We start from the raw sequence: 24,816 nt of genomic DNA on the forward strand, positions 1-24,816 counted from the left end.
CTCAGAAATTTCTTGGTCGGCGCCTGCCTGCTTCCTCTATCGGCCATCAGTGGGGCGGCAGAATATGACTTGATGCTGGCGACTACTACACCCAGCACCTCGCACTGGGCCAAGACTCTGGAGACCTTCCAGCAGCTTGCCGCCCAATACAGCGATGGCCATGTCAATATAAACGCCAGCTTCGGTGGTGCCCTGGGCAATGATACCCAGCTGCTGCAAAAGACGCAGCTGGGCTCCTCGGTTCAGGGCGCTTACTCTTCGGGCGCGAACCTGGGCTCTGTTGTGAACGTCATGCGGACCTTCGATATCCCCTATATCGTCAGTGATGCACAAAAGTCCCTCGATCTTTTCTACCCCAATGGTCAGCTGGGTGGCCCTGTGGTCGATGAACTGCAAAAGCACATGGCCAAGAAGAACCTGCATCTGCTCTACGTAGTGCCTTTCGAGTTCCGCGGCATTCTGACCACCGAGAAGGCCGTACACTCGCCTGCCGACATGCAGGGACTCAAGATCCGCGTCACACCCAGTGCCGTGGAAAGGGACATGATCACCCAGCTGGGCGCCGGTGCCACAACCCTGGGCATTTCCGAAGTCTATACCGCCTTGCAGACTGGCACTGTCGATGGCCTGGCAATCCCCCCGATTACCTCGGTTGCTTTTGCACTGGGTGAAGTTGGCAAGCAGTTCAACATGCTGAACTTCCAGCCCCACGGCTCTTTCATGACCATCAACCGGAAGATCTGGGAAAAAATGCCCGCAGACCTTCAGGCCAAGGTCCAGCAAGCTGCGGACGAAGCGGTCATGACAACGCGACCACTGTACGATGAAGCTCTGGAAAAATCTGTAGCCAAGCTCCAGGAACAGAACGTCACAGTCTATGTGCCCACTGCCGAGGAACAGCAGCAGTTTGCTGAGCTGATTACAGACAGTGCGACCGCAATTGCAACCCAGGACTTCAGCAGTGAAGAGATGGAATTCGTCAACGTCCTGAAACGTGAATTATCTAATCAGCTGTAAGTAAAAATTTACCTGGGTACACTCAAAGTCTGGGCAGGTCTCGGCCCTCCAGGGACTTTGAGTGAACTCGGGTAAAACGCGAGGAATTCTAATGCTGAAGATATTACGCGTTATTGAAGATCGGTTCGAAGAGTTCCTTTGCAGTTGCATGTTAGGGTACATTGCAATAACGCTAAATGCCGAGGTTTTCTTCCGTTACATCCTGAATTCTCCATCGGCATACACTGATGAAGTATCACGTACTCTAATGATCTTTATTGTATTTATCGGCGTCCCCTGGGCCGTTAAATCTGATCGTCATGTCATTATAGATATACTGCCAACCACAGCGTCCTGGGCGAAAAAAAGACTCGTAATAGAGATACTGTCTAAAATACTGTTCATTGGCTTTTGCGTGGCATTTATTATGGCATCCTATCGCGCCAGCCTTTTCCACCGCATGCTGGGATCAACCACTGAAGGTCTTGGAATCCCTTACTGGATCCTGTTTGGAATGATGCCCCTGATTTTCAGTCTTACCATCGTCAGACTTGTTCAAAGCATTGCACGCTCTATCAGAAAAAACCGAAAAAATACCAGTACCTATACAGAGAACAACACTGCTATCGAGAAGGAGGCACACCGTGGGTAGTCTGGAAGTTGGCCTTTCGATCCTGGCATTTTTTGTCCTTATTTTTTTGCAGGTGCCTGTCGCAGTGACACTGGGCATTATATTGGTTGCCTGCTTTTCAATGCTCGGGCTGGACAACATCGAGCTCGCCATTGACTCATACCAGTCTCTGGACAGCTTCCCGATGCTGGCGATTCCGATGTTTATTCTGGCGGGCACCCTCATGGCCACCGGCGGTGTGGCTCAGCGCATTCTGGATCTGGCCGATGAGTTTGTTGGCCACCTGCCCGGTGGGCTGGCCATCGTCACCATCTTTGCCAGCGTTCTGTTTGGCGGCCTGTCAGGCTCGGCGCCCGCGACTGTCGCGGCCATCGGCTCTATCACCATCCCCGAGATGATCAGGCAGGGTTATAGCCGTGGTTTTGCCGCCGGACTCACCGCCTGCTCCGGTGTTATTGCCATCATTATTCCGCCCTCCAATCCAATGATAATTTACGCCCTCACTCAACCGGGTACATCGGTCTCCACCATGTTCCTGTCGGGCTTGATACCCGGGCTCCTGGTCGCCGTCAGCATGGCTATTCCGGCCTACTATATATCCAAGAAGAACAACTGGGGCGGAGACAGACAGGCCGGTACAGCAACCACCCGGCTCAAGGCGCTGGCACATGCAAAATGGGCTATTCTCACCCCGGTGATTATACTGGGCGGCATATACTCAGGCGTTTTCACCCCCACTGAATCGGCTGCAGTCGCATCACTCTACGCCTTTATCGTCGGTGTATTTATCCACCGGGAGCTAAAGTTAAAAGATACCTATCAGGTGCTGTCCACATCCGCCATTATTACGGTTGTCGCCATGTTCCTGATCCCCTTTGCCGTTGCTCTGGGAAAATTATTGTCATCGCAGCAGGTTCCGGAATTATTAACGGCGATGATGGCCAGCCATATGAGTGGCTATATCTCAACGGTAGTACTGATAGTGATACTGCTGTTGCTGGTCGGCTGCATCATGGACACCCTGGCTTCCATTATTATCCTGACGCCATTACTCTATCCGTTGCTAACCCCTTATGGTGTCAGCCCCTATCACTTCGGAATGATTCTAATCGTGGGGCTGGGCCTTGGATTCGTAACACCACCGCTGGGTGGTAATCTTTTTATTGCCAACCAGATCAGTCAAACAGCGGTACACAAAGTATTTACCGGTGCACTGCCGATGCTACTGGGTATGCTCGCAGCACTATTGGCCATAGCGTTTTTCCCTATGATTTCCGATATTTTTATCTGAGGATCCTATGCAAGACGTTCGCTTTCATACTCCGCCACCGGCTGACTGCGGCTTTCGCTCCCGCCGTTTTCTGCAGACCCACATCCGCGAAATCATGGGGTTTTACTACCCCCAGAGCATTGATACGTCGCAGGGGGGCTTCTATCAGGCATTTCGTGATGATGGCAGCGTTTACGATGCCCGCAGTCGCCACCTGGTCAGCAGCACCCGCATGATCTTCAACTACGCCATGGCCGCCATCGAGTTCGGTAATTCTGCGTATCTGGATGCGGTGCGCCATGGCCTCAAGTTCCTGCGGGAAAAACACCTGAACCCAACCACCGGCGGTTATCGCTGGCTGCTGGACGGTGACACAACCGCTGATGCGACCAACCACTGCTACGGCCTGGCCTTTGTACTGCTGGCTTATTCCAGCGCCCTTAAGGCCGGTATCCAGGAGGCCGCCCCCTGGATAGAAGAGACCTACGCCCTGATGGAGCGGCACTTCTGGGACGCCGACTACGGACTCTATCGCGACGAGATCAGCGCCGACTGGAACACCGTTGCGCCCTATCGCGGCCAGAATGCCAACATGCACAGCTGCGAAGCCATGATCGCCGCCTTCGAAGCGACCTCAGACAAGAAGTACCTCGAGCGCGCCATGACCCTGGCGCAGACTATCTGCCAGCGTCAGGCCGCGCTGGCCGATGGCCTGATCTGGGAACACTACGACGCTCACTGGCAGGTCGACTGGGATTACAACAAGGCCGATCCCAAAAACCTCTACCGTCCCTGGGGCTTTCAGCCCGGCCACCTCACCGAGTGGGCCAAGCTGTTGCTGATGATCGAACGCCACCAGCCGGCAGACTGGCTGCTGCCCTGCGCCCGACGCCTGTTCGATACAGCGCTCAGTACCGCCTGGGATCAAGAGCGCGGCGGCATCTATTACGGCTTTGCCCCCGATGGTCGCATCTGCGATGACGACAAGTACTTCTGGGTACAGGCCGAATCCATGGCTGCTGCCGCCCTGCTGGCAGAACGCACCGGTGACGCCAACTACTGGCGCTGGTATGAACGCCTGTGGGACTACAGCTGGGAGCATATGATCGATCACCGCCACGGCGCCTGGTTCCGCCTGCTGGATGCCGACAATCAGCGCTATGACGACATCAAGAGCCCGCCCGGTGGCAAGTGTGACTACCACAGCATGGGCGCCTGCCATGAGGTACTGCGCTGCAACACGCTGAAGGCCTGAGCGGCTCCGCTTTAATTTGCGTGGCCAGGCGCCATTGAGGGCTACGCCCGCCAAGGGTTCTCGCGTATCGTAGAGGGCTGTCTGGCGGGTGTTTCAGCTTATAAAAGGATGTATTCCATGCAGCAAAAGCTTCTGTACCGTATCAGCCCCATCCTGTTCGCGATTACCGCCTACGCCGCCAGTCTCAACCTCTTCTTCGTGCTACTGCCCATTCGCATGAGCGATCAGGGTATCGCCACCTCAGACATAGGCGTGGCGATGAGTATGTATGCCGCCGGCGCCGTACTGGCGGGACTCTTCGCCTCGCGCGCCGTACACCGGGTCGGACATATCCGGGCCTTTGCCAGCATGGCCGCAACCCTGGCCATCATTGCCGTGGCCCACAGCTACCTCACCAATATCTGGCTCACCGGGCTGCTGCGCCTGCTGGCCGGCTTCAGCTTCGTGACCGGTTTTATCACCCTCGAAAGCTGGCTTAACGTGCTAAGCGACAGCACCAACCGCGGCAAGATTTTCAGCATCTACCAGATCTGTATCGCCCTGGGGTTTGGCAGCGCACCCTTCCTGCTGAACCTGTCGGTCGACAGCGACCCGCGTCTGTTTGGCATCATCAGCATCTTTCTGTGCATCTCGCTGATCATCATGTCCATGAGTCGCATCCCGGTACCTGAAGCCACCGAACGCGCCCGCGCCATGTCGCTGAAAAAGCTCTGGGCCTACTCACCCTCCGGCACCCTGTCGAGCTTCTGTGCCGGCCTGATCAGCGCCGCCAGCGTCTCGCTGATCTCGCTCTATGCCTATGAACGCGGCTTTACCGGCGTCTGGCTATCCCTGATTCTGGGCTCCTACCAGCTCGGCGGCCTGCTCACCCAGTACCCTACTGGCTGGCTGGCCGACCGCTACGACAAGCGCTCAGTCGCGGCGGGCCTGATGACCCTGGGTATCACCAGCAACCTGCTGATTGTGTTTGATTATTTTGTTGGCCTGCCCACCGGACTGCTGGTGCTGGTGTTCCTGGTATCGGGCGGCTCTGGCGTGGCCCTGTTCCCGCTGGCGGTAACCCAGGTGTTCGATCATATCGACCTTAAAGATGCCATGCCCGCCACCAGCACACTGCAGATCATTCTGGGTGTCGGGGGCGTCATAGGCCCGATCACCGCGGGCTTTCTGATGAGCGCCTTCGAAAGCATCTGGCTGTACTACTACCTCATCCTTGTCCACGCCGCCGTGATCGTCTTCCTGCTGGTACGAAAGTTCTTTATCCGCACCGAACGCCTGAGCGCCAGTGCGCCCTACCGCGTGACCACTCAGCCCACCTCCCTGGGCTCATCCAAGCTGGATCCGCGCGTCGACTACAGCATCGCCCAGATCGAAGAACCGGCCCTCAAGCTATTGCTGGTCGCGCTGCGCCAGCAGCCCAGGGATCCGGCTGAACTGATCCGTGTCACCCTGGAAAGCGCCGACCTGCAGCCCAGCGATGTCGCCACCAAGATGGTGCTGACCCTGCCCAAACAGTCTGGCCACCTGATGCAGCTGCTGGTCGAGCTCTACCCCGAGCAGCGCCTGGAGATTACCCAATCACTGCACGAGCTGTTCGCACTGCACAAGGAGCGTATCAACAGCCTGATCGAGGAGGGTCTGGTCGCCGGCGCCAGCGAAGCGGAAGCTCAGGCGGTGCACGCTATTATCGCGGGTCACAGCAGCTGAAACAGGGCTCACACGAAAAACCGGCGCTGTTGAGGCGCCGGTTGAATTGAACGAGAGCTAAAGCGGGAGTTAACCCCCAACTGACGCCTCAGTCTAGGTTCTAAACACGACCAGATGGGCAATCAGCGCGATAACGGGGGGTGAAATCGCGGTTCTTACCAGAAAGATTTTTACCAGATCAAAGACCCCCAGTGGAATCCGCGATTTAATAATCAGCACCCCGACCCTGATACTCAGCGGCCAGTACATTGGGATCCTGCCCGAACACTACGCGCGGCAATGGACCGAGAAAGGCATGATTCGCCCCGTCCTGCCCGAGCAGTTCTTTTTCGACTCCCCCTTTAACGCCGTCTGGCGCGATGAGGCCCAGTCCAATCTGTTGCGCGAAGTCTGCCTGAACGAACTGCGCCTGGCTTATGGCAATGATGCTCCCGCGCAGGTCTGCACCGGCACCATTACAGAGCGCAAGATTCGGATGCAGCTGACGGTGGACAACCCTATACTGAGTGACTGACTCAGTCCCACACACAACAAAAGGCCAGGTCATGCGCACCCTGTACCCCGACTTTCCACCCTACGCAGAACACCGTCTGCAGGTCGACGATATCCACAACCTGTACGTGGAAGAAAGTGGCAGCCCCCAGGGTATACCGGTGCTGTTCCTGCATGGCGGCCCGGGGGGCGGGTGCAGCGCGACCCACAGACGCTTCTTTGACCCCACCAAGTACCGCATCATTCTGTTCGATCAGCGCGGCTGCGGCCGCTCCAGACCCCACGCATCCCTGGTGGATAACACGACCTCGCACCTGGTGGCCGATATGGAGCGCATCCGCGCCCTGCTGGGAGTTGATCGCTGGCTGCTGTTTGGCGGTTCCTGGGGCTCGACCCTGAGTCTGGTATACGCCCAGACCCACCCGGAGCGGGTCTGTGGCCTGATACTGCGCGGCATTTTTCTGTGCCGCGATCAGGATCTGCAGTGGTTTTATCAGCGCGGCGCCAATGCCCTGTTTCCAGACTATTGGGAACATTTCGAGCAGCCGATTCCGCCTGCCGAGCGCGGCGACATGCTGCGGGCCTACCACCGCCGCCTGACCGCAGACAACGAAATTGGCCGCCTGTCCGCCGCCAAGGCCTGGTCCCTCTGGGAGGGTCGCTGCTCGACGCTGGACCCCAACAGCCAGGTTGTCGATCACTGCGCCGACCCTCATGTGGCATTGGCCATGGCCCGTATCGAGGCACATTACTTCGTCAACCAGGCCTTCCTTGAACCTGACCAGATTCTGCGGGATACCCACATCATCCGTGATATTCCCACTGTCATAGTGCAGGGGCGCTACGATGTCGTCTGCCCGCCGGAGCAGGCCCACGCGCTGCACAAGGCGCTGCCCCAGGCCGAACTGCACCTGGTGCGCGACGCCGGTCACTCGGCGTTCGAGCCCGGCATCATCAGCAACCTGGTGGAAGCCACTGACGACTTCGCCCGCAGCCTGGCCTGAAGCAAGGGAAAGGGGAAAGTAGAAAGTAGAAAGTAGAAAGTAGAAAGAAAGCAGAATGGGGACTGCTGCAAGCGCCTGTCACGGTGTGGCCACGGCCGTGCTAGCATGCGCTTTTTTTACGCCTTTTTACGGACAGTCAGCGATGAAAGCTTTGATACAGCGGGTCAGTCAGGCCCAGGTGATGGTGGGCGACGAGTGCACCGGACGCATAGGTGCCGGCATGCTGCTACTGCTGGGTGTTGAGCGCAACGATGATCAGGCGGCGGCCGACAAGTTGCTGAGCAAGGTACTGGGATATCGTATTTTCGGCGACGAAGACGGCAAGATGAACCTGAATCTGCCCCAGTCAGGCGGTGGCCTGCTGGTCGTCTCCCAGTTCACCCTGGTGGCAGACACCCGCAAGGGTCTGCGCCCCGGTTTTTCCTCAGGTGCCAGCCCTGCGCTGGGCGAGCAGCTGTATGACTACTTCCTGCAGCAGGCCCGCGAGCGTCATCCCGAGGTGGCCTGCGGGCGCTTTGGCGCTGATATGCAGGTCTCCCTGACCAACAATGGCCCCGTCACCTTTCTGCTGGAAAGTTAAGCTGGCACCTTAGGCTACGGTCGGCACCGAAGTGAGTGCCGCCAGGCCCGCTTCCTTGATATACAGCTTGCAGCCGGTCTTGCTGGCCGGCCTGTGCTTGGCACCGGCAGGCAAACGCAGCCAGTCATGACGTTGATAGTCACCCTGCTCGTCGTTAAAACTGCCTTCGATCACCAGTATTTCAACGCCGCCTGGATAGACGCGCGGCGCCAGCAGAGTGTCCGGACTCCAGCGCTCCAGCCGCATGGTTTCGGCATAATCCTGTTCCTGATACAGCATCTTGAACTCCACGCAGGCCTCCTTCGGTTGCCAGTCACGCGCCTTGGTGGTGACCGAAAAATGGTGCCTGGATCCTGCGTACTGACGCAACTTTACGAACAGCAGGCAGCCCTCCTTCGATGAAGGCGCATGCTCATAACCCTCCGGGCTGAGCAGATAGCTGCCCGCCGGCCAGTCGCCTTCCTGATCGGTAAAGACGCCTTCCAGTACCAGGATTTCTTCCCCAGCGGGATGGGGATGCAGCGGAAATTTTGCACCCGCAGGGTAGCGCACCAGGGATGTCACCTCGCCGCCCTCGGCCGTGCCCACCAGGTGCAGCCGCTTGCGCAGCACTTCGCCCCCAGGACTTGGCAGCCAGGGCTCGGCGTCTGTGTGGATATGGACACGCCGGGCCATATCGCCATTGACTGCTATCATGTTCGCACCCTCTTGTTATGAGCCCTGCCGGCAAGGAGCCACTTATGCATTCTGCTTTTCAGCGCAAGACCCCGGCACTGCTGTGGCTGCTGGTGTTCGGCGCCGTGCTGCTCTGGTCGGCCATTGCGCCCAAGGATCGCCTGACCTGGTGGCTGGAGGTCATGCCGGCGCTGGCCGCCCTGGCCCTGCTCGCCGCCACACGGGATCGCTTCCCCCTCACGCCGCTGTGTTACGGCCTGATCCTGCTACATTGCATCATCCTGATGGTAGGGGGGCATTATACATACGCTGAGGTGCCGCTATTCGATCAGATCGCACAATGGAGCGGCAGTTCACGCAACAACTACGACAAGGTCGGGCATTTCGCCCAGGGGTTTGTGCCGGCCATAGCCGCGCGGGAGATATTGCTGCGCCTGGATGTCGTCAATGGCAACTACTGGCGTGCCTTTCTTGTCGTCTGTTTTTGCCTCGCGTTCAGCGCCTTTTACGAGCTGATCGAATGGTGGGTCGCGCTGCTGAGCGCAGAGGCCGCCGAGTCTTTCCTGGGCACCCAGGGATACATCTGGGATACCCAGTCCGACATGCTCATGGCGCTGATCGGGGCCATCTGCGCCCTGGGGTTGCTCAGCAGCCTGCACGACCGCCAGCTTGCCCGCTTGCAACCGGGAGCCTAGCGCGGTTTCGAGAGCGGCACCGCCGTTGCCGCGGTATCTGCAGACTCGGCGGCCCGCTGCTGCAACCGGCTCCGATAGGCACGCAGCTCCCGCCGTACCAGCGGTGCCAGCAGATAAATGCCCAGTACATTGGGCACACAGACCAGAAACACCATGGCGTCAGAGAAGCTCAACACGGCTTCGAGCTGAATCATGCTGCCCAGGGCCGCAAACATACAGAACACCAGCTTGAAGCCCAGATCCGCCCGCGGGTTTTCACCCACGATGTAGGTCCAGCCCTTGAGGCCATAGTAGGACCAGGAAATCATGGTCGAGAACGCAAACAGCATGGCGGCAAAGGCCAGCAGCGGTGGCGACCAGCTCAGCTGACGCTCAAAGGCCGCCGAGGTCATGGCCACGCCGCCCTCTATGTCGGTCAGGCCGGGCTGGTAATAGAGCGTGGTGATGATAACCAGTGCGGTGAGACTGCAGATAACAATGGTATCGATAAAGGGTTCCAGCAGGGCGACATAACCCTCGGTCGCAGGCTCTCGGGTACGCACCGCCGAATGGGCGATGGCCGCCGAGCCCAGGCCCGCCTCATTGGAAAACACCGCGCGCTGAAAACCAACGATCATGGCGCCCAGGGCGCCGCAGGCGGCGCCTGTCGAGGTGAAAGCACCGTCCCAGATAGCCTGCAGCGCAAAGGGCAGGGCTTCACGATTGAGGATGATCAGCAGCAGCGCCAAGCCCACATAGAGCACGGCCATAAAGGGCACCACCTTTTCGGTGACCTTCACAATGCTGCGAATGCCACCGATGATCACATACCCCACCACCGCGGCCATAATCACACCGAAGAGCCAGCCCTTGTCACTGAACCAGCTCTGCTCCTGGCCACCGGTGGCCGCCACAAACTGCACGAAGGCCTGGTTGGACTGGAACATGTTGCCGATTCCCATGGCACCGATAACGATACCCCAGGCATAAAGCAGCCCCATCAGCCGTCCCATGCGCGGCAAGCCCCGTCGGGCCAGGCCATCGCGCAGGTAATACATGGGGCCACCGGAAATGGAGCCGTCCTTGTTGTGCTGGCGGAACATCACCGCCAGGGTGCATTCGACAAACTTGGTGGACATGCCGAGAAAGCCCGCCACCAGCATCCAGAACACGGCGCCTGGGCCCCCAATGGCAATGGCCACCGCCACGCCACCGATATTGCCGATCCCCACGGTGCCGGACAGCGCCGTGGCCAGCGCCTGAAAATGGGATACCTCCCCCGCCTCGCCGGGCGTGGAGAAATCACCCCGCACCAGGCGCAACGCATGGGGCAGGCCTCGCAGGTTGATAAAGCCCAGATAGAGGGTACAAAACAGGGTTCCGGCCACCAGCCAGAGCACCACCAGCGGCAGTTGCACACCCAGCAGCTCAACGCTGTAGAACACCAGGCTGGAAAACATCTCACTCAGCGGTGCAAGCAGTGCATTGACCTGGGCATCCAGCCCCTGGGCCCGGCATACAGGCGCCAGTAGCATGAGCAGCAGCCCGAACGGCTGGATGATGTGAAAAGATCTGATATGGCGGACACGAACGCCCGCCTGTCGACAGGCAACAGGTGTAAAGGCCATTGGGCTGGCTCCCGAAAGTTGTTCTTGTTAGGAGTTAAGGCCCCAAAACCGGATAGCACCGCAAAAGCGGTCATCCGGCCAGCAGAGGGTCAACACTATAACGATCAGGGTTCGGGTGACCGAAGAACCAGTTGCAGCCCGATGCTGGGGCCAGTGACCGGCCCAAGCGGAAGGAAAGCGATAAGCCGTAAGCTGTAAGCGGTAAGCGGTAAGCCGTAAGCTGTAAGCTGTAGGCTGTAGGCTGTAGGCATTGGATATTTACTCGTAAGTCCGGCCCTTGTGCCTTAGCCATCCTCCCTCGTGGCGTCCTCGGGGATCATAATCGAGATAGCTCCAGTGCACCCACCCTGACGGTCAAATCTCTGCCTGCCGGCAGGACTCACTCATAGGTCCGGCCCTTGTGCCGCAGCCATCCACCTGCATGGCTTCCCCTTGGATCATGGTGCGTCCAGTGCACTACGCCACCGCGATCATTCCACTCATATTCGCCGTAAAACTCCACCTCATCGCCTTGGCGCAGGCTGTCAATGCGGGGTGCAAGGTCGATATTGTGGGCAATCAGCAGGGTGCCACCGCCGGGCAGATCCAGGATAAAACGCTGATGCCGACTGCCCTTGAGGTCATCTGCCAGCAGTCGCGACACCCGGCCAACACCCTGCACCTGCGTATCGCTTTGCCGCCTGGCGATCACCTGCATCAGGGCCGCATTCGCACCCGAGGTGTCAACCACAGGACCAGTCGGGGCGATGCGCTCCAGTGCGCTGAACCCAGCCAGCACCAACACCACCAGCAACAGCCATTTTTTCATATGTTCAGCCCCCAAAAGGTTTCCGGCGCTCAATGTCAGAGAGTGCCAGGTTGCGGTTAATGAGCGACACCCAAGTAGCCAATTGCGCCCTGCGGGGCTTTGCGGCTGGCCAACAGGTCCGCCAGGAATTAGCTTAAGACTTTAACCCAGTGAAGCCTGTCATGAGCCGAGCCTTTGTAAAAGAAGACAGCGACCAGCCGGAGCATCTGCCCGACCGGCCCTTGAGCCCGCACCCCAATTACATGACCCTCGAGGGCCATCGCCGGATGCAGGCACAACTGCAGCAGTGCGAACAGGAGATCACGGCTCTCAAGGCCGGCGATGACTGGGCCGCCAGTACCCGGTTGCCGGCACTGGAGCGGGACCTGCGCTATTACCGCGCGCGGCTAAAAACGGCCCAGGTGCTGGAACCTGCCAGCCCCGCGGCAACAAGTGTACGCTTTGGCTGCAGCGTGCACTTTGTCGACGAACGGGACAACGAACACCAGTTTCGTATTGTCGGCGAGGACCAAGCGGATATAGCCCAGGGCCTGCTCAGCTGGACCTCGCCGCTGGCCAAGGCACTGCTGGGTCGCAGTCTTGGCGATTGCGTGCGCTGGCAGCGCCCGGCTGGCGACCTGGAGATAGAGATCACCGCCATCGACAGCGGCTGTCTCGATTGAAACACCCGCGGCCACTCAGCCCCGTGCGGCGATCATTTCTTGCCAGAAACCCTGCGCCAGCTCGCTCAGCGGCATGTCCCGCAGCCGAATCAGGTAAATCGGCACCCGGCTGCGGGAGCTGAAGTTTTCCACTTCCAGTGCCACCAGCTCCCCGTTCGCCAGCTGCGCCTGCACCATCTGCGCCGGCATGCGCGCCCAGCCCATGCCCGCCACCAGCAGGGCTTTTTTCATTTGATAATCCCCCACATACCAGCGCTGCCCGCCCGGAATCACATGGACGTGGTCAAAGGGTGACAGGGACCCGCTGTCGCTGAGCAAAATATGCGGGCAGCCCCGCAGCTCGGCCTGGCCGATAATGCGCTCGCCTGCACCGCTCAGATAGGTCGGCGCTGCCACCGTCAGCATGTCGATATCACCCACCCGCACAAAGTCGAAGCGCTCATCCAGGCCCGTATGGGGCCCCATGGCCAGATCCGCCTTTTCCTGCAGCAGGGATTCCACTATGCCCGACAGATGCTGGGTATTGATGCTCAGGTGCATCTGGGGATTGCGCCCCCAGAACTCCTTTACGGTTTCCAGCCACAGCGGATAGGCACACATGGCACTGAGGGACAGTGCCAGCGAAGGCGCCGCGCCCTGGGCCAGATGGTGCCCCAGGGTTTCCAGGCGCTGCACCTGCCCCAGCAATTTGCGGGCTTCACGGTAGAACGACTTGCCCGCCGGTGTCAGCGCTGGCCTGTAGTTGTCACGGCTGAACAGCTGCAGCTCGAACTCGTCTTCCAGCGCCCGCACCGCGGCACTCACCGTGGACTGGGTCTTGAACACCTGGCCTGCGGCGGCGCGAAAACTGCCCTGCTCCACCACGGCAATAAACGCCCTTAGCTGCTCGTTGGTCATGCTGCCGACGCCTCGATTAATGAATGATAAAAACGATCATAATGAGCTAAACAGATCGTTATCTTACGTTCATAAATCGATCTACTCTAGCACCCTGTTCAAGCAACATGACAAGCCTGGGAGCACCCTGCGTTGGATCTGACACTCTTGTGCGTACTGGCCGCGGGCCTGATCACCGGTTTCTCCAAGTTTTCCGTGGGCGGCATGGGGCTGCTCATCCTGCCGGTGCTGATGCTTGCCGTAACCGGCCCGCAAGCTCTGGCCATACTGGTGCCCATGTATGTTGCCACCGACCTGATGGCCATCGCCATGTACAGACGTGATATCAGCTGGGCGGTGCTGATTGCGCTGCTGCCGCCGGCGCTGATCGGCGTCTTGCTCGGCACATGGCTGCTCGGCAGCCTGGATACCAGTGCCTTCACGCCCATGCTCGGTGGACTGATTCTGGCCATGCTTGCACTGGGGCTCTGGCTGGATCACAAGCCCGCCGGCATCATGCGCCACCCGCTGGCGGCCAACATCACCGGCCTTGCCGCGGGCTTTATCAGCATGGTTGCCAATGCCGCCGGGCCTCTGTTCAGCCTCTATCTGCTGGAACAGCGGTTGTCCAAGGATGCCTACGTCAGCACCCGTGCCTGGGGCTTCATGATCATCAACGGTGCCAAACTGCCGATGCTCTGGACCCTGGGCCTGATCACCCAGGACAGTCTCAGGCTCAGCCTCTACGGCCTGCCGGCCCTGGTTCTTGGCGCCAGCATCGGTTACTGGCTGTTGCGCCGGCTGAAACTGTCGCAGTTCAAATGGCTCATTCGCATCATGGCGAGCCTGGCCGCCATCAAGCTGTTTGCCTTTAGCTGAACTGAGGCGTTCCCAGGGAATGAGCCATTGGCTATGCTTAAGGGCAAGTGCAGCGCCCCAGGCGCTGCCGCCGTTAGTCGCCAGCCCGGACACAGCCATGCTGCTCACCGTCGCCCATTTCGATTTCCCCTATCAGGCCCAGATTGCCCGTTCTCAGCTCGAAGCCGAAGGCATCGACGCCTGGGTCGCCGACGAATTCACCATCGGCATGCAGTGGCTGTACAGCAATGCCCTGGGCGGGGTGCGACTGCAGGTGGATGCGCAGCAACTGCAGCGGGCACAGGATATCCTCGCCCTGGACCGCAGCCAGGATGTGGAAGAACAGGAAGGCTCAGAACCGCTGATCTGCCCCTGCTGTGGCAGCAGTAACACCCGCTACCAGCCGGTGGGCCGCAGGCTGGCCTTTCTGGTATTTCTGGGGCTCGACTTCCCGCTGTTCCCGGTGCGCAACGCCGTGCATTGCAGTGATTGCGGCAGCACTAGCCGATTTGATGACTGATCAAGTCTGCCCCCCCCTGAAGCTGGCTGTACTATCATCAACAGACCATTCACAGCCAGCCGCGTCACACCCATGGCGACCATCAACTTCACCCGCCACCTGCAGCGCTATCTCGACTGCCCCTCGCTGAATGTCAGCGCAGGTACCCTGCGCGAAGCCCTCAGCCAGGCCTTTGCCGGCAATGACCGCCTGGCGGGCTATATCCTCGATGATCAGCGGCGGCTGCGCAAAAACGTCGCCATTTTCGTCGATGGCCAGCAGATCCGGGATCGCCGCCACCTCAGCGACAGGCTCAGGCCCGACTCCGAAATCTATATCCTGCAGGCGCTCTCCGGCGGCTGATGCAGCCCTGCGCACCTGGCAACGAACACCCAACCACGGGGACAGCAAGATGCAACTCAGAGTCGGTACACGCAAGGGGCTGTTCATTTTCGACCGCGTCGCAGCCAGCCAGTGGCAGCCCCGGTCCCCCATCCTGCTGGGGGACCCGGTTACCATGCTGTTAACCGACCCGCGTAGCGGCGACCAGTTCACCGCACTGAACCTGGGGCATTTTGGCGTCAAACTCTACCGGGCCGACCCTGGCAGCGACAACTGGATTGAAATCAGCACCCCGGCCTTTCCCAGGACGGATACCGACGACGGCCCCACCGTCGAACAAATCTGGGAACTTTGCCCCGGCGGACCCGATCAGCCCGGCACTCTCTGGGCCGGCACCATTCCCGGCGGGCTGTTCAAATCCATCGACCGAGGCGATTCCTGGCAGCTGGTCGATTCCCTCTGGGCGCGACCGGAGCGTGAATTCTGGTTTGGCGGTGGCTACGATGCCCCCGGCATCCACTCCATCTGCGTACACCCCCGCAACAGCCGCCAGCTGACGTTGGCGGTGTCCTGTGGCGGCGTCTGGGAAAGCCTGGACGGGGGAGCAAGCTGGCAGCTGATTGGTCAGGGCCTGCGTGCCGCCTTCCTGCCACCAGAGCAGGCCTATGAACCCACCAGCCAGGACCCGCACCGCATGGTGCGCTGCGCCGCAGCACCCGATCATCTGTGGATTCAGCACCACAATGGTATTTTCCGCTCCACCGACGGCGGCCACCACTGGTCCGAGGTTACCGAGGCCGGGCCTTCGGTGTTTGGTTTCGCCGTGGCCGTACACCCCCAAGACCCCGACTGCGCCTGGTTTGTGCCGGCGGTAAAAGACGAGTGCCGGGTGCCGGTGGACGCCAAACTGGTCGTCACCCGCACCCGGGACGGCGGCCAGAGCTTCACCACACTCGACAGCGGCCTGCCAACGGAACCGGCCTATGACCTGACCTACCGTCATGCCCTGGCAGTGGATAGCAGCGGCAATGCCCTGGCCTTTGGCTCGACCACCGGCGGCCTGTGGATAAGTGAGGATCAGGGCGATCGCTGGCTCTGCCTGTCCAGTCACCTGCCACCCATCAATGTGGTGCAGTTCCACTCCTGAGGCTCCCTGCCCCCACCCCTCCGCGCCTGCGCTACAGGCGCACTGGCATTAATCATTCGGGTATCTGGCCCTAACAGTTGCCGGTTGGATCCATAAGAATGGTCTCAAATCCCGTGACGCTGCATCTCGCTGCGATCCGGGGCGGCGCGCCGCAACCGGTAAACAGGCTGCGCTCAACGCTCATAAACCCAATAAAATTCGAGTTACTCGCCCATGAAACAGCTGGTCGCAAATCCCATCGACAGACTCGGTGAGCTCAAGCAACGCTACTTCCCCGGGCTCTGTGTCGCCGTGACCATCGGCATTGCCGCGACCTTCCTGTCCCAGCGCTACGGCGCGCCGGCCATGCTGATGGGCCTGCTGCTGGGCCTGGCGTTTAACTTCCTCAGTGACGAGCCCCGTGTGGTCCCCGGCATCGAGCTGGCCGCCAAGACGCTGCTGCGCCTGGGTGTGGCGCTGCTGGGCCTGCGCATCACCTTTTCCGATGTGCTCACCCTGGGCTGGCCACCGCTGCTAATGGTGTGCTCCGCCGTGCTGCTGACCATCGGTTTCGGTATTCTGATGGCACGCCTGCTGGGCTTCAGCAACCGCTTTGGCACCCTAACAGGCGGCTCCGTCGCCATCTGCGGCGCCTCGGCGGCCATGGCCATCAGCAGTGTGCTGCCGCAAACCGAGCAGACCAAGAAAGACACCCTCTTTACCGTCATCAGCGTGACCACCCTGAGCACCCTCGCCATGGTGCTCTACCCCATGATCAGCCATGAGCTGGGGCTGACACCGGCCGAAGCCGGCCTCTTCCTCGGCGGCACCATCCACGATGTGGCCCAGGTGGTCGGTGCCGGTTACAGCGTGTCGTCCGAGGTGGGTGACCTGAGTACTTTCGTGAAACTGCTGCGCGTGGCCATGCTGGTGCCGATCGTGCTGGTGATCGGTGTGGTGGTTCGCCGTGCCATGGCCAGCCGGGGTGAAGTGGGCGGCGGCAGCGTCGGCGTGCCGGGCTTTCTGATCGGCTTCGTGGTGCTGTTCACCCTCAACAGCCTGGGCTGGATGCCGCAGGTGATCGTAGAGCCCATGGCCGACAGTGCCTCCTGGCTGCTGCTCACCGCCATCGCCGCCCTGGGCGTGCGCACCTCGCTGAAGGAAATCCTCACCGTGGGCATCAAGCCGGTGCTGCTGGTCGTCAGCGAAACCCTCTTTATCGTGCTGCTGGTGCTGGGGTTTATAACCCTGAGCTAAGCTGCTGGAGTCCAGGTGCGGGATCAAATATCCCGCACCGGCAACGCCCGCCAGAATGCGTCCACAGCAGGCGTGCGGGCCTGGCGAAAGCGATACAGCAGAATTTTGAGATCCACCGCCACCATCGGCGAGCCCAGTTCCACCAGCTGGCCCGCATCCAGCTCCTGACGTACCAGGCTTTCGGGCAGCCAGGCGGCCCCCTGCCCCTGCAGTGTTAACGCCTTGAGACCTTCTGCCAGGGCGTTCTCGAACATGGGCTGATAATTCAGTTCCGGTTGCATGCGCGGCAGACATTCACTTTTTACCAGCTCGCCAAGGAAGCTGTCCTGTGGATAAGTCAGCAGCTTCAAGCGGTGCCCGGCAACGGGTGCATGGCAGGGCTCCCCTGCGGCATCAACCGCCGACACCGGAATCAGCCGGTCGGACCCCACCTGCAAGGCTTCGATATCTTCACGTTGCAGCTGACTGATGGTCACCGGCGACGAGAAACACAGCAGAAAATCCCCCATGCCCGCCAGAAAAGCGTCTAGCACATCATGCAGGTTACCGGTTTGCAGCCGCACCAGAGTATCTCCGAACAGTGATTCCACGCTCTGAACCCAGGGTGGAAAGAACGACACTGCCAGTGAATGCTGGGCAAAAAACTGCAGGCTCTGGCGCTGCTCATCGTGTAACCGCAAGCGATCGCGCGTTGAGTAGGTATCGGCGATCATGCGTTTAGCCTCGACCACAAACTCTGCGCCCACACGTGTCAGGGTGGTGGGATACTGATTGCGATCAACCAAAGGTACACCCAGCCAGTTTTCCAGCGAACGAATGCGACGACTAAACGCCGGCTGCGTCACAAAGCGTGCTTCGGCCGCCTTGGAAAAACTGCCGTTTTCCGCCAGTGCCACAAAGTCCTTAAGCCACTTTAATTCCATCACCGCCCCCTTGAACCTGCCCCATAACGCCCGAATCACGGCACCTATGCCGAAAAGTAACCGGATTCTGACAATATAGCATTGGTACAGATTCGGGTCTTGTCCCTACTATCGGTAGACATCAACAACACACCGCTTGCAGGAGCTACTACATGCATCTGGCCCGTTTTCCCCGTCTGCACTTTGCCCACCTTCCGACTCCCCTTGAGCCGCTGACCAACCTGTCCAAGGCCCTGGGCGGCCCGAACCTGTGGATCAAGCGTGATGACTGCACCGGTCTGGCCGGCGGCGGTAACAAGACCCGCAAGCTGGAATTCCTGATGGCGGATGCCGTTGAGCAGGGTGCGGATACCATCATTACCCAGGGCGCGACCCAGTCGAACCATGCCCGCCAGACCGCAGCCATTGCTGCGAAGCTCGGCATGAAATGCCACATCCTGCTGGAAGACCGTACCGGTTCCGGCGAAGTGGATTACAACTACAACGGCAACGTCATGCTGGATCAGCTGATGGACGCGCCCCTGACCAAGTTCCCCGCCGGCACCGACATGAATGCGGCCATGGAAGAACTGGCAACCACGCTGCGTGCCGAAGGCAAAAAGCCTTACATCGTGCCCGGCGGCGGCTCCAATGAAATCGGCGCCCTGGGGTATGTCGATTGCGCCCTCGAGCTGCTGACTCAGGCCAACACGGCCGGTCTGCGCATCGATACCGTCGTGCACGGCACCGGTTCCGCCGGCACCCAGGCGGGTCTGGTTACCGGTTTTAGTGGCAGCAACAGTCGGATTCCGGTACTGGGCATCGGTGTACGAGTACCGCGTGAACAGCAGGAAGCCAACGTATTCCGCCTGGCTGAACGTACCTGTGAAAAACTGGGTATCCCGGGTGCGGTCAAGCGTGAAGATGTTGTTGCCAACTGCGACTACGTGGGTGAAGGCTATGGCATTCCGGCGGCCAGTACTCTGGAAGCGATCGAGCTGTTCGCCCGTCACGAAGGCATTCTGCTGGACCCGGTTTACTCCGGCAAAGGCGCAGCCGGCCTGATCGACCTGGTGCGCAAGGGTCACTTCGACAAGGACGACAACGTGGTCTTCCTGCATACCGGCGGCAGCCAGGCGCTGTTCGGTTACCGCACCGCGTTCGACTTCCCCAAGTACGACTAACCGGCCAGCACGAGAAATAAACGCATGAAAGGACTGGCAGTGAATTCCATCGACCGACTGGGTGAGCTCAAGCAGCGCTACTTCCCGGGGCTCTGCGTCGCCGTGACTATCGGTATCGCAGCGACCTTCCTGGCGCAGCGCTATGGCGCACCGGCCATGCTGATGGGTCTGCTGCTGGGCCTTGCGTTTAACTTTCTCAGTGACGAGCCCAGGGTTGTCCCCGGCATCGAGCTGGCCGCCAAGACGCTGCTGCGCCTTGGCGTGGCGCTGCTGGGGTTGCGCATCACCTTTTCCGATGTACTCTCCCTGGGTTGGCCACCGCTGCTGATGGTCTGCTCCGCCGTACTGCTGACTATCGGCTTCGGTATTCTGATGGCACGCATGCTGGGCTTCAGTAACGGCTTTGGCACTCTCACCGGCGGCTCTGTCGCCATCTGTGGCGCCTCGGCGGCGATGGCCATCAGCAGCGTGCTGCCGCAAAATGCGCAGACCAAAAAAGACACCCTGTTCACGGTGATCAGCGTGACTACGCTGAGTACCCTGGCCATGGTGCTTTATCCCATGGTCAGTCATGAACTGGGACTGACACCGGCCGAAGCCGGACTCTTTATCGGCGGCACCATCCATGATGTGGCCCAAGTCGTGGGTGCAGGCTACAGCGTATCGGCCGAAGTGGGTGATCTGAGTACTTTTGTCAAACTGCTGCGCGTCGCCATGCTTGTCCCCATCGTGCTGGTGATAGGCGTCGTGATTCGCCGCTCCATGGCTAGCCGCGGGGAAGTGGGTGGCGGCAGCGTCGGCGTACCGGGCTTTCTGATCGGCTTCGTGGTGTTGTTCATCTTTAATAGCCTGGGATGGATGCCGCAGGTCATCGTTGAGCCCATGGCCGACAGTGCTTCCTGGCTGCTGCTCACCGCCATTGCTGCCCTGGGTGTACGTACGTCGCTGAAGGAAATTCTCACCGTGGGCATCAAGCCGGTTCTGCTGGTGGTCAGCGAAACGCTTTTTATCGCGCTGCTGGTGCTGGGATTTATCCTGTTTCAATAGATAACAAATAATAAATAGCAAAATTTGTAGTGTTCATTGCCAAAAAAATAAACTTCCACTTGCAGAAAAAGGGATAAAAAATGACTACTACCATTAGCCAAACTGGCAATGTGTTTTTTTGGAAAAAACTCCATATCTGGCAAAAGGTCATGATTGGCTTGGTGCTGGGTACTATCACTGGCGTCATACTGGGTGAAAGCGCTACTGTCCTGCAGCCGATTGGCAAGGCGTTTATTGCCAGTATCAAGATGCTGGTAGTTCCGTTGATCTTTGTGTCCCTGGTATGCGGTGTCACCGCCGTCAAGGACGTGACCCGTATGGGCCGCATTGGTGTAAAAACCTTCGTTACCTATATAGTGACCACCTCCCTCGCGATTCCGATTGGCCTGGCCCTGGCCATCTGGCTCGAACCCGGCAAGGGTATGGATCTGGGACACGCAACCAGTATCGAAGTCAGTGCAGCCCCCAGTATTATCGATACGCTGTTGGGCATTATTCCTACCAATCCCTTTGCCGCTTTTGCCACCGGCAACGTTTTGCAGATTATCCTGTTTGCCATACTGCTGGGCATCGCCATTAACCTGGTCGGCGAAAAAGCGGAGCCGGTACGTAAGATGTTCGATTCTTTTGCCGATGTAATGTACAAACTCACCGACATTGTGATTTCGTTCGCACCTTTCGGCGTTTTCGCCCTGATCGCCACCACCGCCGGCACCTATGGCCTGGAAGTCCTGCTGCCCCTGGGCAAAGTGATACTGGGCGTTTATCTGGGCTGTATCATCCATGCGGTTGTCACCCTTGGGGGTGGTCTGGCGCTGCTGACGCGGCTTAATCCCATTCAGTTTTTCAAAGGTATCTTTGAAGCCCAGCTGGTCGCTTTCAGTACCACCACAGCGGCAGGAACTCTGCCGGTGACTATGGCCTGCGCACGCCAGAACCTGGGCGTATCCAAGGATATTGCCAGCTTCGTATTGCCGGTAGGCACCACCATCAATCTAGACGGTACGGCGCTCTATCAGGCACTGACGGCGGTCTTTATCGCGCAGGCATACGGTATTGATCTGGGAATGACGGAATATGTGATGATCCTGCTGACGGCCGTGCTGGCCTCCATCGGCACAGCCTCTGTTCCGGGCGGCGGTCTTATTGTGTTGTCACTGGTGCTGACGTCCGTCGGCCTGCCACTTGAAGGTATTGCGCTGGTCGCCGGTATCGATCGCATTCTCGACATGGCCCGTACGACCATTAACGTTACTGGCGATGCCGCGGTCGCGGTTTTCATTGCTCATAGCGAAGGCGAGCTCGATAAGGACATTTACAACAACAAGCCGGCCTAACCACCGGAGCAGCCCCGCGCAGCCGTCTACTGACGCCTGCGCGGGTTTTATCCACCGGCATTAACTTCTCTAAAGCCTGGCTAGAATCGTTCACCTCCCCCCTTCTGGCAATACGTCAGTGTTGTCCCGACTTATGCTACTTCCCCTATTCAAGCGCTACTGCCGAGGCAACCCCTGGGCCGCCCGACAGCACTTCCGGATTCACAGCCGACATCAACGCCTTGCGCCATGAATCCGTGGCCATACTAGCCATCCTACCCTCTGTCTCAGCTACCCGGACTCAACCGTCTCTTCTGTTAATAAAGTCGAACACTATCTGGTTGAAAACATGACTCTTTTCCAGATGGGCGTTATGGGCACACTGGGGTATGACCGCCAGATTAGCCCCCTTGATGCCCTTCCAGAGCGCCTCGGGTTGCTGCCACATGTAGGTACGATCCCGATCGGCCCAGAGCACCAGGGTTTGGGCACGGATGGAACCCAGCCGTTGTTCGGCACTCCAGCCGCCCATCGCCTTGAGGCCGTTAATGTAGGTCTGACGCGACACCTGTAACGCCATCTCGATTCCCTCCTGGCAATCGGGATCCTCAGTTCCCAGGGTGAACCAGGTGGGCACCGTATAGCGCGCCGGCTCTTCGGTACCTCGCTCGCAGACCTTGCGGATACTCTCTTCCAGCGGTTCAAATCGCCCCGGAAGGCGCCCGTTCGGGCCGGTGCAATAGAGCACCAGCCGCGTCACCCGATCCGGGGCCTTGAGGGCAATTTCCTGGGCGATCATCCCTCCCATGGAATGCCCCATGAGGTAGAAATTTTCGACGCCCAGTTTATCGAGCTGGTGCAGCACGCAATCGGCAAAGTCCTCGATGCGCGCAGGCCCCGTTGTGCGGGTTTCCCCGCCGTAGCCTGGAAGATCCAGCGCTATAACGTCAAAGTGGCTGCTAAAATTTTCAACCTGCTTGTGCCAGTAACTCAGGCCACTCAGAAAGCCATGTACCAGTACCAGTACAGGGCCCTTTCCGGTTCTTATACAACCCATCAGTGTTCTCCTACTCCATAATCCCCGGTAGCCACAGCGCCGTATCAGGCACCATAACCAGCAACATCAGCAGGAAAATAAGCGCGCCTATAAAGGGCAGACAACCCATGATCACGTCCCCAATGGTGATGTCCTTGCGGGCCAGCCCCTGAATCACAAACAGATTCAGACCTACCGGCGGCGTCAGCACGGCCACTTCCATGGTGATGGTGTAAATAACGCCGAACCAGACCAGATCGAAGCCTGCGGCAGACACCAGCGGGAACAGGGTCGGCAGGGTGATAAAGGTCATGGACACCGGTTCAAGGAACATCCCCAGTACGATGTAAAACACGATGATCGCGGCCAGCACCATATAGGGCGACAGCTGCATTTCGACGAAGAGTTCGGTGAACTGCTGCGGCACCTGGTAATAGGTCATGACGAAGCCGAACAAAACACCCGCCGACAGCAACAGGCCCAGGTAGCCCATGGTCTGCATGGTGGAACGGACCGCTGCCAGAAACCCTTGCCAGGTCAAGCCCCCTACGGCGAACGCCATAAGAACGGTGGCGACACAGGAAATACCGGCCGCTTCAGTCGGAGTGGCGATACCGGTGTAAATGGACACCGTGATAATCAGGCCGATGATCAGCACCGGCAGCACCGCCGACAGCGCAAGCCCCCAGGGAATCGGCGTGCTCTCATCGCCGGCGGGAACATCTTCCGGTTTCAGCCAGCCCCAGATCGCAACGATAATTCCGAATAGCGACACCAGCACCAGGCCCGGAATCACGCCGGCAATAAACAGTTCACCGATCGACTGATCCGTGACTATTCCGTAGAACAGCAGAATGAGGCTCGGCGGAATCAGCACACTAAGAGTCCCACCCGCGGCCAGCACACCGCTGGACAAACGCTTGCCGTAGCCCAGCTTGAGCATTTCCGGCAACGCCACGCCACCGATGGTCAGGGAGCCGACCATGCTGGAACCACAAACGGCGCCAAAACCCGCACAGGCGCCAATGCTGCCATAGGCCGCCGAGCCGCGTACCGGTACATTGCTATGCATGAACCAGTACAAATTGGGGCCTATGGCGGAGCGCCCGATCAGCTCACCCAGCAGTACAAATAGCGGGACCGCCAGCAGAATATAATCAACCCAGACGCCCCAGAGCTTGAGCTCCGCAGTCACCAGGGTGGTTGAGAAGTCCTGAATGCTCAACAGAAAGGGCACTGAGGCCGCCGCCATGGCAAAGGGAATCGGCAAGCCGATCGAAATGAATAACAGCAATAGCCCCATCAGGCCCAAACCCACTGTATACCACTCCATCACTGAGTCTCCTGAGCGGTGGGGTGCTGGTATCTCAGCAGCATCACCGCTGCGGTCAATACAAACACAACAAGGGAAATGGCCACTGGCACCCAGAAGTAAAACCTTGGCCAAAGCAGAATTTCAGAGGCAGCACCGGAGCTGAACGAATGCAGCGTCGCCCTGCAGGCTGCCAGCGCAAAGAAGGCGCCTGTCAGCGTCATGATCAGCAGGTTGAATCGATCAACCCAGCCCTGCAGTTTCACCGGCATCAGATCGCGAAAGATCGTGACCTTGGGGTAGGCATCCATGTGCAACGCATAGGCCAGACCAAAAAATGCCACGGGGACCAGTAGCAGTGCCGTTGCCTCAGTCACAACCCCATCGGGGTTATTCATCACATAGCGCATGAACACGCCATAGCTGATCCAGGTCGCCTGTATCAGTACAATAATGCCGCCACAATAAAGCAGGATGCGCGCGACGCCGGTAAGCATCTTTGCCAGTGCCTGTGTCATGATTTCAAGCCTCGATTAACCTGGCGACCACCAGGATTCCCTTGCCTGGTTGGCGGCTACTCCCACAAAACCAGGCAGGCGCTCACACATGCCTGGTGTTGGGGACTTATGGGTCTGGCGCCAATGCTAATGCATCCGTGCAGCGGCATTGGCGCGCCGGA

At 59.1% G+C, this 24,816-nt stretch carries 26 protein-coding genes; 18 read left to right on the forward strand and 8 right to left on the reverse strand.

Going from position 1 to position 24,816, the window contains the following annotated elements; genetic code table 11:
* Positions 1–72 precede the first annotated feature (72 nt).
* From A8C75_RS20615 to dtd, 8 genes are all read left to right on the forward strand, one after another.
* Positions 73–1,017, forward strand: a complete 945-nt coding sequence (locus A8C75_RS20615; protein WP_157890344.1) for a TRAP transporter substrate-binding protein — start codon at positions 73–75, stop codon at positions 1,015–1,017.
* A gap of 148 nt (positions 1,018–1,165) precedes the next feature.
* A complete protein-coding gene (locus tag A8C75_RS24300; RefSeq protein ID WP_227820036.1) occupies positions 1,166–1,648 on the forward strand; it encodes a TRAP transporter small permease in 483 nt (160 codons plus the stop codon).
* Entirely contained in the window at positions 1,548–2,918 is a 1,371-nt protein-coding gene (locus A8C75_RS20625; protein WP_084784184.1) for a TRAP transporter large permease, read from the forward strand. The genes A8C75_RS24300 and A8C75_RS20625 overlap by 101 nt, the downstream gene beginning before the upstream one ends.
* A gap of 7 nt (positions 2,919–2,925) precedes the next feature.
* The gene (locus tag A8C75_RS20630) at positions 2,926–4,152 is read left to right on the forward strand and encodes an AGE family epimerase/isomerase (RefSeq protein WP_067386240.1); all 1,227 of its coding nucleotides are present in this window, start codon (positions 2,926–2,928) and stop codon (positions 4,150–4,152) included.
* A gap of 117 nt (positions 4,153–4,269) precedes the next feature.
* Positions 4,270–5,859, forward strand: coding sequence for an MFS transporter (locus tag A8C75_RS20635; RefSeq protein WP_067386241.1), 1,590 nt, complete (start codon positions 4,270–4,272; stop codon positions 5,857–5,859).
* A 295-nt stretch (positions 5,860–6,154) separates the two neighbouring features.
* Positions 6,155–6,373 carry a hypothetical protein gene (locus tag A8C75_RS20640; protein ID WP_067386242.1) on the forward strand — a complete coding sequence of 73 codons (219 nt, stop codon included), beginning with the start codon at positions 6,155–6,157 and terminating at the stop codon, positions 6,371–6,373.
* 31 nt (positions 6,374–6,404) lie between these two features.
* Complete coding sequence (gene pip, locus A8C75_RS20645; protein WP_067386243.1) at positions 6,405–7,355, forward strand: prolyl aminopeptidase; 951 nt, start codon at positions 6,405–6,407, stop codon at positions 7,353–7,355.
* A 142-nt stretch (positions 7,356–7,497) separates the two neighbouring features.
* Complete coding sequence (gene dtd, locus A8C75_RS20650; RefSeq protein ID WP_067386244.1) at positions 7,498–7,935, forward strand: D-aminoacyl-tRNA deacylase; 438 nt, start codon at positions 7,498–7,500, stop codon at positions 7,933–7,935.
* 9 nt (positions 7,936–7,944) lie between these two features.
* On the opposite strand, the gene A8C75_RS20655 is transcribed toward dtd, so the two are convergent.
* Positions 7,945–8,631, reverse strand: coding sequence for a cupin domain-containing protein (locus A8C75_RS20655; RefSeq protein ID WP_067386245.1), 687 nt, complete (start codon positions 8,629–8,631; stop codon positions 7,945–7,947).
* A gap of 44 nt (positions 8,632–8,675) precedes the next feature.
* Here A8C75_RS20655 and A8C75_RS20660 point away from each other — a divergent pair, with 44 nt between their 5' ends.
* Entirely contained in the window at positions 8,676–9,305 is a 630-nt protein-coding gene (locus A8C75_RS20660; protein WP_067386246.1) for a DUF2238 domain-containing protein, read from the forward strand.
* Here the strand turns inward: A8C75_RS20660 and A8C75_RS20665 are convergent.
* Positions 9,302–10,912, reverse strand: coding sequence for an alanine/glycine:cation symporter family protein (locus A8C75_RS20665; RefSeq protein ID WP_227819977.1), 1,611 nt, complete (start codon positions 10,910–10,912; stop codon positions 9,302–9,304). The genes A8C75_RS20660 and A8C75_RS20665 overlap by 4 nt on opposite strands.
* 379 nt (positions 10,913–11,291) lie before the next feature.
* Complete coding sequence (locus tag A8C75_RS20670; protein ID WP_067386247.1) at positions 11,292–11,720, reverse strand: DUF3465 domain-containing protein; 429 nt, start codon at positions 11,718–11,720, stop codon at positions 11,292–11,294.
* 161 nt (positions 11,721–11,881) lie between these two features.
* On the opposite strand from A8C75_RS20670, the gene A8C75_RS20675 reads away from it, so the two are divergent.
* Positions 11,882–12,382, forward strand: coding sequence for a GreA/GreB family elongation factor (locus A8C75_RS20675; protein WP_067386248.1), 501 nt, complete (start codon positions 11,882–11,884; stop codon positions 12,380–12,382).
* A gap of 15 nt (positions 12,383–12,397) precedes the next feature.
* Here A8C75_RS20675 and A8C75_RS20680 read toward each other — a convergent pair whose 3' ends face one another.
* On the reverse strand, positions 12,398–13,279 hold the full coding sequence (locus A8C75_RS20680) for a LysR family transcriptional regulator (RefSeq protein WP_067386249.1): 882 nt from the start codon (positions 13,277–13,279) through the stop codon (positions 12,398–12,400).
* Positions 13,280–13,411: 132 nt separating this feature from the next.
* Between A8C75_RS20680 and A8C75_RS20685 the strand changes: the two genes are divergently transcribed.
* The 5 genes from A8C75_RS20685 to A8C75_RS20705 all read left to right on the forward strand — a co-directional run bounded on the left by A8C75_RS20685 (position 13,412) and on the right by A8C75_RS20705 (position 17,340).
* Positions 13,412–14,137, forward strand: coding sequence for a sulfite exporter TauE/SafE family protein (locus A8C75_RS20685; protein ID WP_067386250.1), 726 nt, complete (start codon positions 13,412–13,414; stop codon positions 14,135–14,137).
* Positions 14,138–14,234: 97 nt separating this feature from the next.
* Positions 14,235–14,636 (forward strand): putative signal transducing protein, encoded by a 402-nt coding sequence (locus A8C75_RS20690; protein WP_067386251.1) that lies wholly within the window; start codon positions 14,235–14,237, stop codon positions 14,634–14,636.
* A gap of 72 nt (positions 14,637–14,708) precedes the next feature.
* Positions 14,709–14,978, forward strand: coding sequence for a MoaD/ThiS family protein (locus A8C75_RS20695; RefSeq protein WP_067386252.1), 270 nt, complete (start codon positions 14,709–14,711; stop codon positions 14,976–14,978).
* A gap of 49 nt (positions 14,979–15,027) precedes the next feature.
* The gene (locus tag A8C75_RS20700) at positions 15,028–16,104 is read left to right on the forward strand and encodes a WD40/YVTN/BNR-like repeat-containing protein (protein ID WP_067386253.1); all 1,077 of its coding nucleotides are present in this window, start codon (positions 15,028–15,030) and stop codon (positions 16,102–16,104) included.
* Between the two features lie 213 nt (positions 16,105–16,317).
* Positions 16,318–17,340: a YeiH family protein gene (locus tag A8C75_RS20705; RefSeq protein ID WP_067386254.1), complete on the forward strand. Its 1,023-nt coding sequence runs from the start codon at positions 16,318–16,320 to the stop codon at positions 17,338–17,340.
* 23 nt (positions 17,341–17,363) lie between these two features.
* On the opposite strand, the gene A8C75_RS20710 is transcribed toward A8C75_RS20705, so the two are convergent.
* Entirely contained in the window at positions 17,364–18,263 is a 900-nt protein-coding gene (locus A8C75_RS20710) for a LysR substrate-binding domain-containing protein (RefSeq protein WP_067386255.1), read from the reverse strand.
* 152 nt (positions 18,264–18,415) lie between these two features.
* Between A8C75_RS20710 and cuyA the strand changes: the two genes are divergently transcribed.
* The 3 genes from cuyA to A8C75_RS20725 all read left to right on the forward strand — a co-directional run bounded on the left by cuyA (position 18,416) and on the right by A8C75_RS20725 (position 21,810).
* A complete protein-coding gene (gene cuyA, locus A8C75_RS20715; protein ID WP_067386256.1) occupies positions 18,416–19,426 on the forward strand; it encodes a D-cysteate sulfo-lyase in 1,011 nt (336 codons plus the stop codon).
* A 24-nt stretch (positions 19,427–19,450) separates the two neighbouring features.
* Positions 19,451–20,473 (forward strand): YeiH family protein, encoded by a 1,023-nt coding sequence (locus A8C75_RS20720; RefSeq protein WP_067386257.1) that lies wholly within the window; start codon positions 19,451–19,453, stop codon positions 20,471–20,473.
* Between the two features lie 80 nt (positions 20,474–20,553).
* A complete protein-coding gene (locus A8C75_RS20725) occupies positions 20,554–21,810 on the forward strand; it encodes a dicarboxylate/amino acid:cation symporter (RefSeq protein ID WP_067386258.1) in 1,257 nt (418 codons plus the stop codon).
* 280 nt (positions 21,811–22,090) lie between these two features.
* Here A8C75_RS20725 and A8C75_RS20730 read toward each other — a convergent pair whose 3' ends face one another.
* The 3 genes from A8C75_RS20730 to A8C75_RS20740 are packed head-to-tail and all read right to left on the reverse strand — an operon-like array spanning position 22,091 to position 24,655.
* Positions 22,091–22,846 (reverse strand): alpha/beta fold hydrolase, encoded by a 756-nt coding sequence (locus A8C75_RS20730; protein WP_067386259.1) that lies wholly within the window; start codon positions 22,844–22,846, stop codon positions 22,091–22,093.
* Positions 22,847–22,856: 10 nt separating this feature from the next.
* Positions 22,857–24,158, reverse strand: a complete 1,302-nt coding sequence (locus tag A8C75_RS20735; RefSeq protein ID WP_067386260.1) for a TRAP transporter large permease — start codon at positions 24,156–24,158, stop codon at positions 22,857–22,859.
* Positions 24,158–24,655, reverse strand: coding sequence for a TRAP transporter small permease (locus A8C75_RS20740; RefSeq protein ID WP_067386261.1), 498 nt, complete (start codon positions 24,653–24,655; stop codon positions 24,158–24,160). The genes A8C75_RS20735 and A8C75_RS20740 overlap by 1 nt, the downstream gene beginning before the upstream one ends.
* Positions 24,656–24,816 lie beyond the last annotated feature (161 nt).

It is taken from the genome of Marinobacterium aestuarii, from assembly GCF_001651805.1.
GTDB lineage: Bacteria > Pseudomonadota > Gammaproteobacteria > Pseudomonadales > Balneatricaceae > Marinobacterium_A > Marinobacterium_A aestuarii.

Bases quoted from the DNA above. Each gene is read 5' to 3' on its own strand.
- A8C75_RS20665 (WP_227819977.1), bottom strand. From the start codon at position 10,912: ATGGCCTTTACACCTGTTGCCTGTCGACAGGCGGGCGTTCGTGTCCGC.
- A8C75_RS20740 (WP_067386261.1), bottom strand. From the start codon at position 24,655: ATGACACAGGCACTGGCAAAGATGCTTACCGGCGTCGCGCGCATCCTG.
- dtd (WP_067386244.1), top strand. From the start codon at position 7,498: ATGAAAGCTTTGATACAGCGGGTCAGTCAGGCCCAGGTGATGGTGGGC.
- A8C75_RS20660 (WP_067386246.1), top strand. From the start codon at position 8,676: ATGCATTCTGCTTTTCAGCGCAAGACCCCGGCACTGCTGTGGCTGCTG.
- A8C75_RS20710 (WP_067386255.1), bottom strand. From the start codon at position 18,263: ATGGAATTAAAGTGGCTTAAGGACTTTGTGGCACTGGCGGAAAACGGC.
- A8C75_RS20720 (WP_067386257.1), top strand. From the start codon at position 19,451: ATGAAAGGACTGGCAGTGAATTCCATCGACCGACTGGGTGAGCTCAAG.
- A8C75_RS20675 (WP_067386248.1), top strand. From the start codon at position 11,882: ATGAGCCGAGCCTTTGTAAAAGAAGACAGCGACCAGCCGGAGCATCTG.
- A8C75_RS20705 (WP_067386254.1), top strand. From the start codon at position 16,318: ATGAAACAGCTGGTCGCAAATCCCATCGACAGACTCGGTGAGCTCAAG.
- A8C75_RS20640 (WP_067386242.1), top strand. From the start codon at position 6,155: ATGATTCGCCCCGTCCTGCCCGAGCAGTTCTTTTTCGACTCCCCCTTT.
- A8C75_RS20615 (WP_157890344.1), top strand. From the start codon at position 73: ATGCTGGCGACTACTACACCCAGCACCTCGCACTGGGCCAAGACTCTG.
- A8C75_RS20630 (WP_067386240.1), top strand. From the start codon at position 2,926: ATGCAAGACGTTCGCTTTCATACTCCGCCACCGGCTGACTGCGGCTTT.
- A8C75_RS20635 (WP_067386241.1), top strand. From the start codon at position 4,270: ATGCAGCAAAAGCTTCTGTACCGTATCAGCCCCATCCTGTTCGCGATT.
- cuyA (WP_067386256.1), top strand. From the start codon at position 18,416: ATGCATCTGGCCCGTTTTCCCCGTCTGCACTTTGCCCACCTTCCGACT.
- A8C75_RS20725 (WP_067386258.1), top strand. From the start codon at position 20,554: ATGACTACTACCATTAGCCAAACTGGCAATGTGTTTTTTTGGAAAAAA.
- A8C75_RS20730 (WP_067386259.1), bottom strand. From the start codon at position 22,846: ATGGGTTGTATAAGAACCGGAAAGGGCCCTGTACTGGTACTGGTACAT.
- A8C75_RS20690 (WP_067386251.1), top strand. From the start codon at position 14,235: ATGCTGCTCACCGTCGCCCATTTCGATTTCCCCTATCAGGCCCAGATT.
- A8C75_RS20655 (WP_067386245.1), bottom strand. From the start codon at position 8,631: ATGATAGCAGTCAATGGCGATATGGCCCGGCGTGTCCATATCCACACA.
- A8C75_RS24300 (WP_227820036.1), top strand. From the start codon at position 1,166: ATGTTAGGGTACATTGCAATAACGCTAAATGCCGAGGTTTTCTTCCGT.
- pip (WP_067386243.1), top strand. From the start codon at position 6,405: ATGCGCACCCTGTACCCCGACTTTCCACCCTACGCAGAACACCGTCTG.
- A8C75_RS20700 (WP_067386253.1), top strand. From the start codon at position 15,028: ATGCAACTCAGAGTCGGTACACGCAAGGGGCTGTTCATTTTCGACCGC.
- A8C75_RS20670 (WP_067386247.1), bottom strand. From the start codon at position 11,720: ATGAAAAAATGGCTGTTGCTGGTGGTGTTGGTGCTGGCTGGGTTCAGC.
- A8C75_RS20680 (WP_067386249.1), bottom strand. From the start codon at position 13,279: ATGACCAACGAGCAGCTAAGGGCGTTTATTGCCGTGGTGGAGCAGGGC.
- A8C75_RS20695 (WP_067386252.1), top strand. From the start codon at position 14,709: ATGGCGACCATCAACTTCACCCGCCACCTGCAGCGCTATCTCGACTGC.
- A8C75_RS20735 (WP_067386260.1), bottom strand. From the start codon at position 24,158: ATGGAGTGGTATACAGTGGGTTTGGGCCTGATGGGGCTATTGCTGTTA.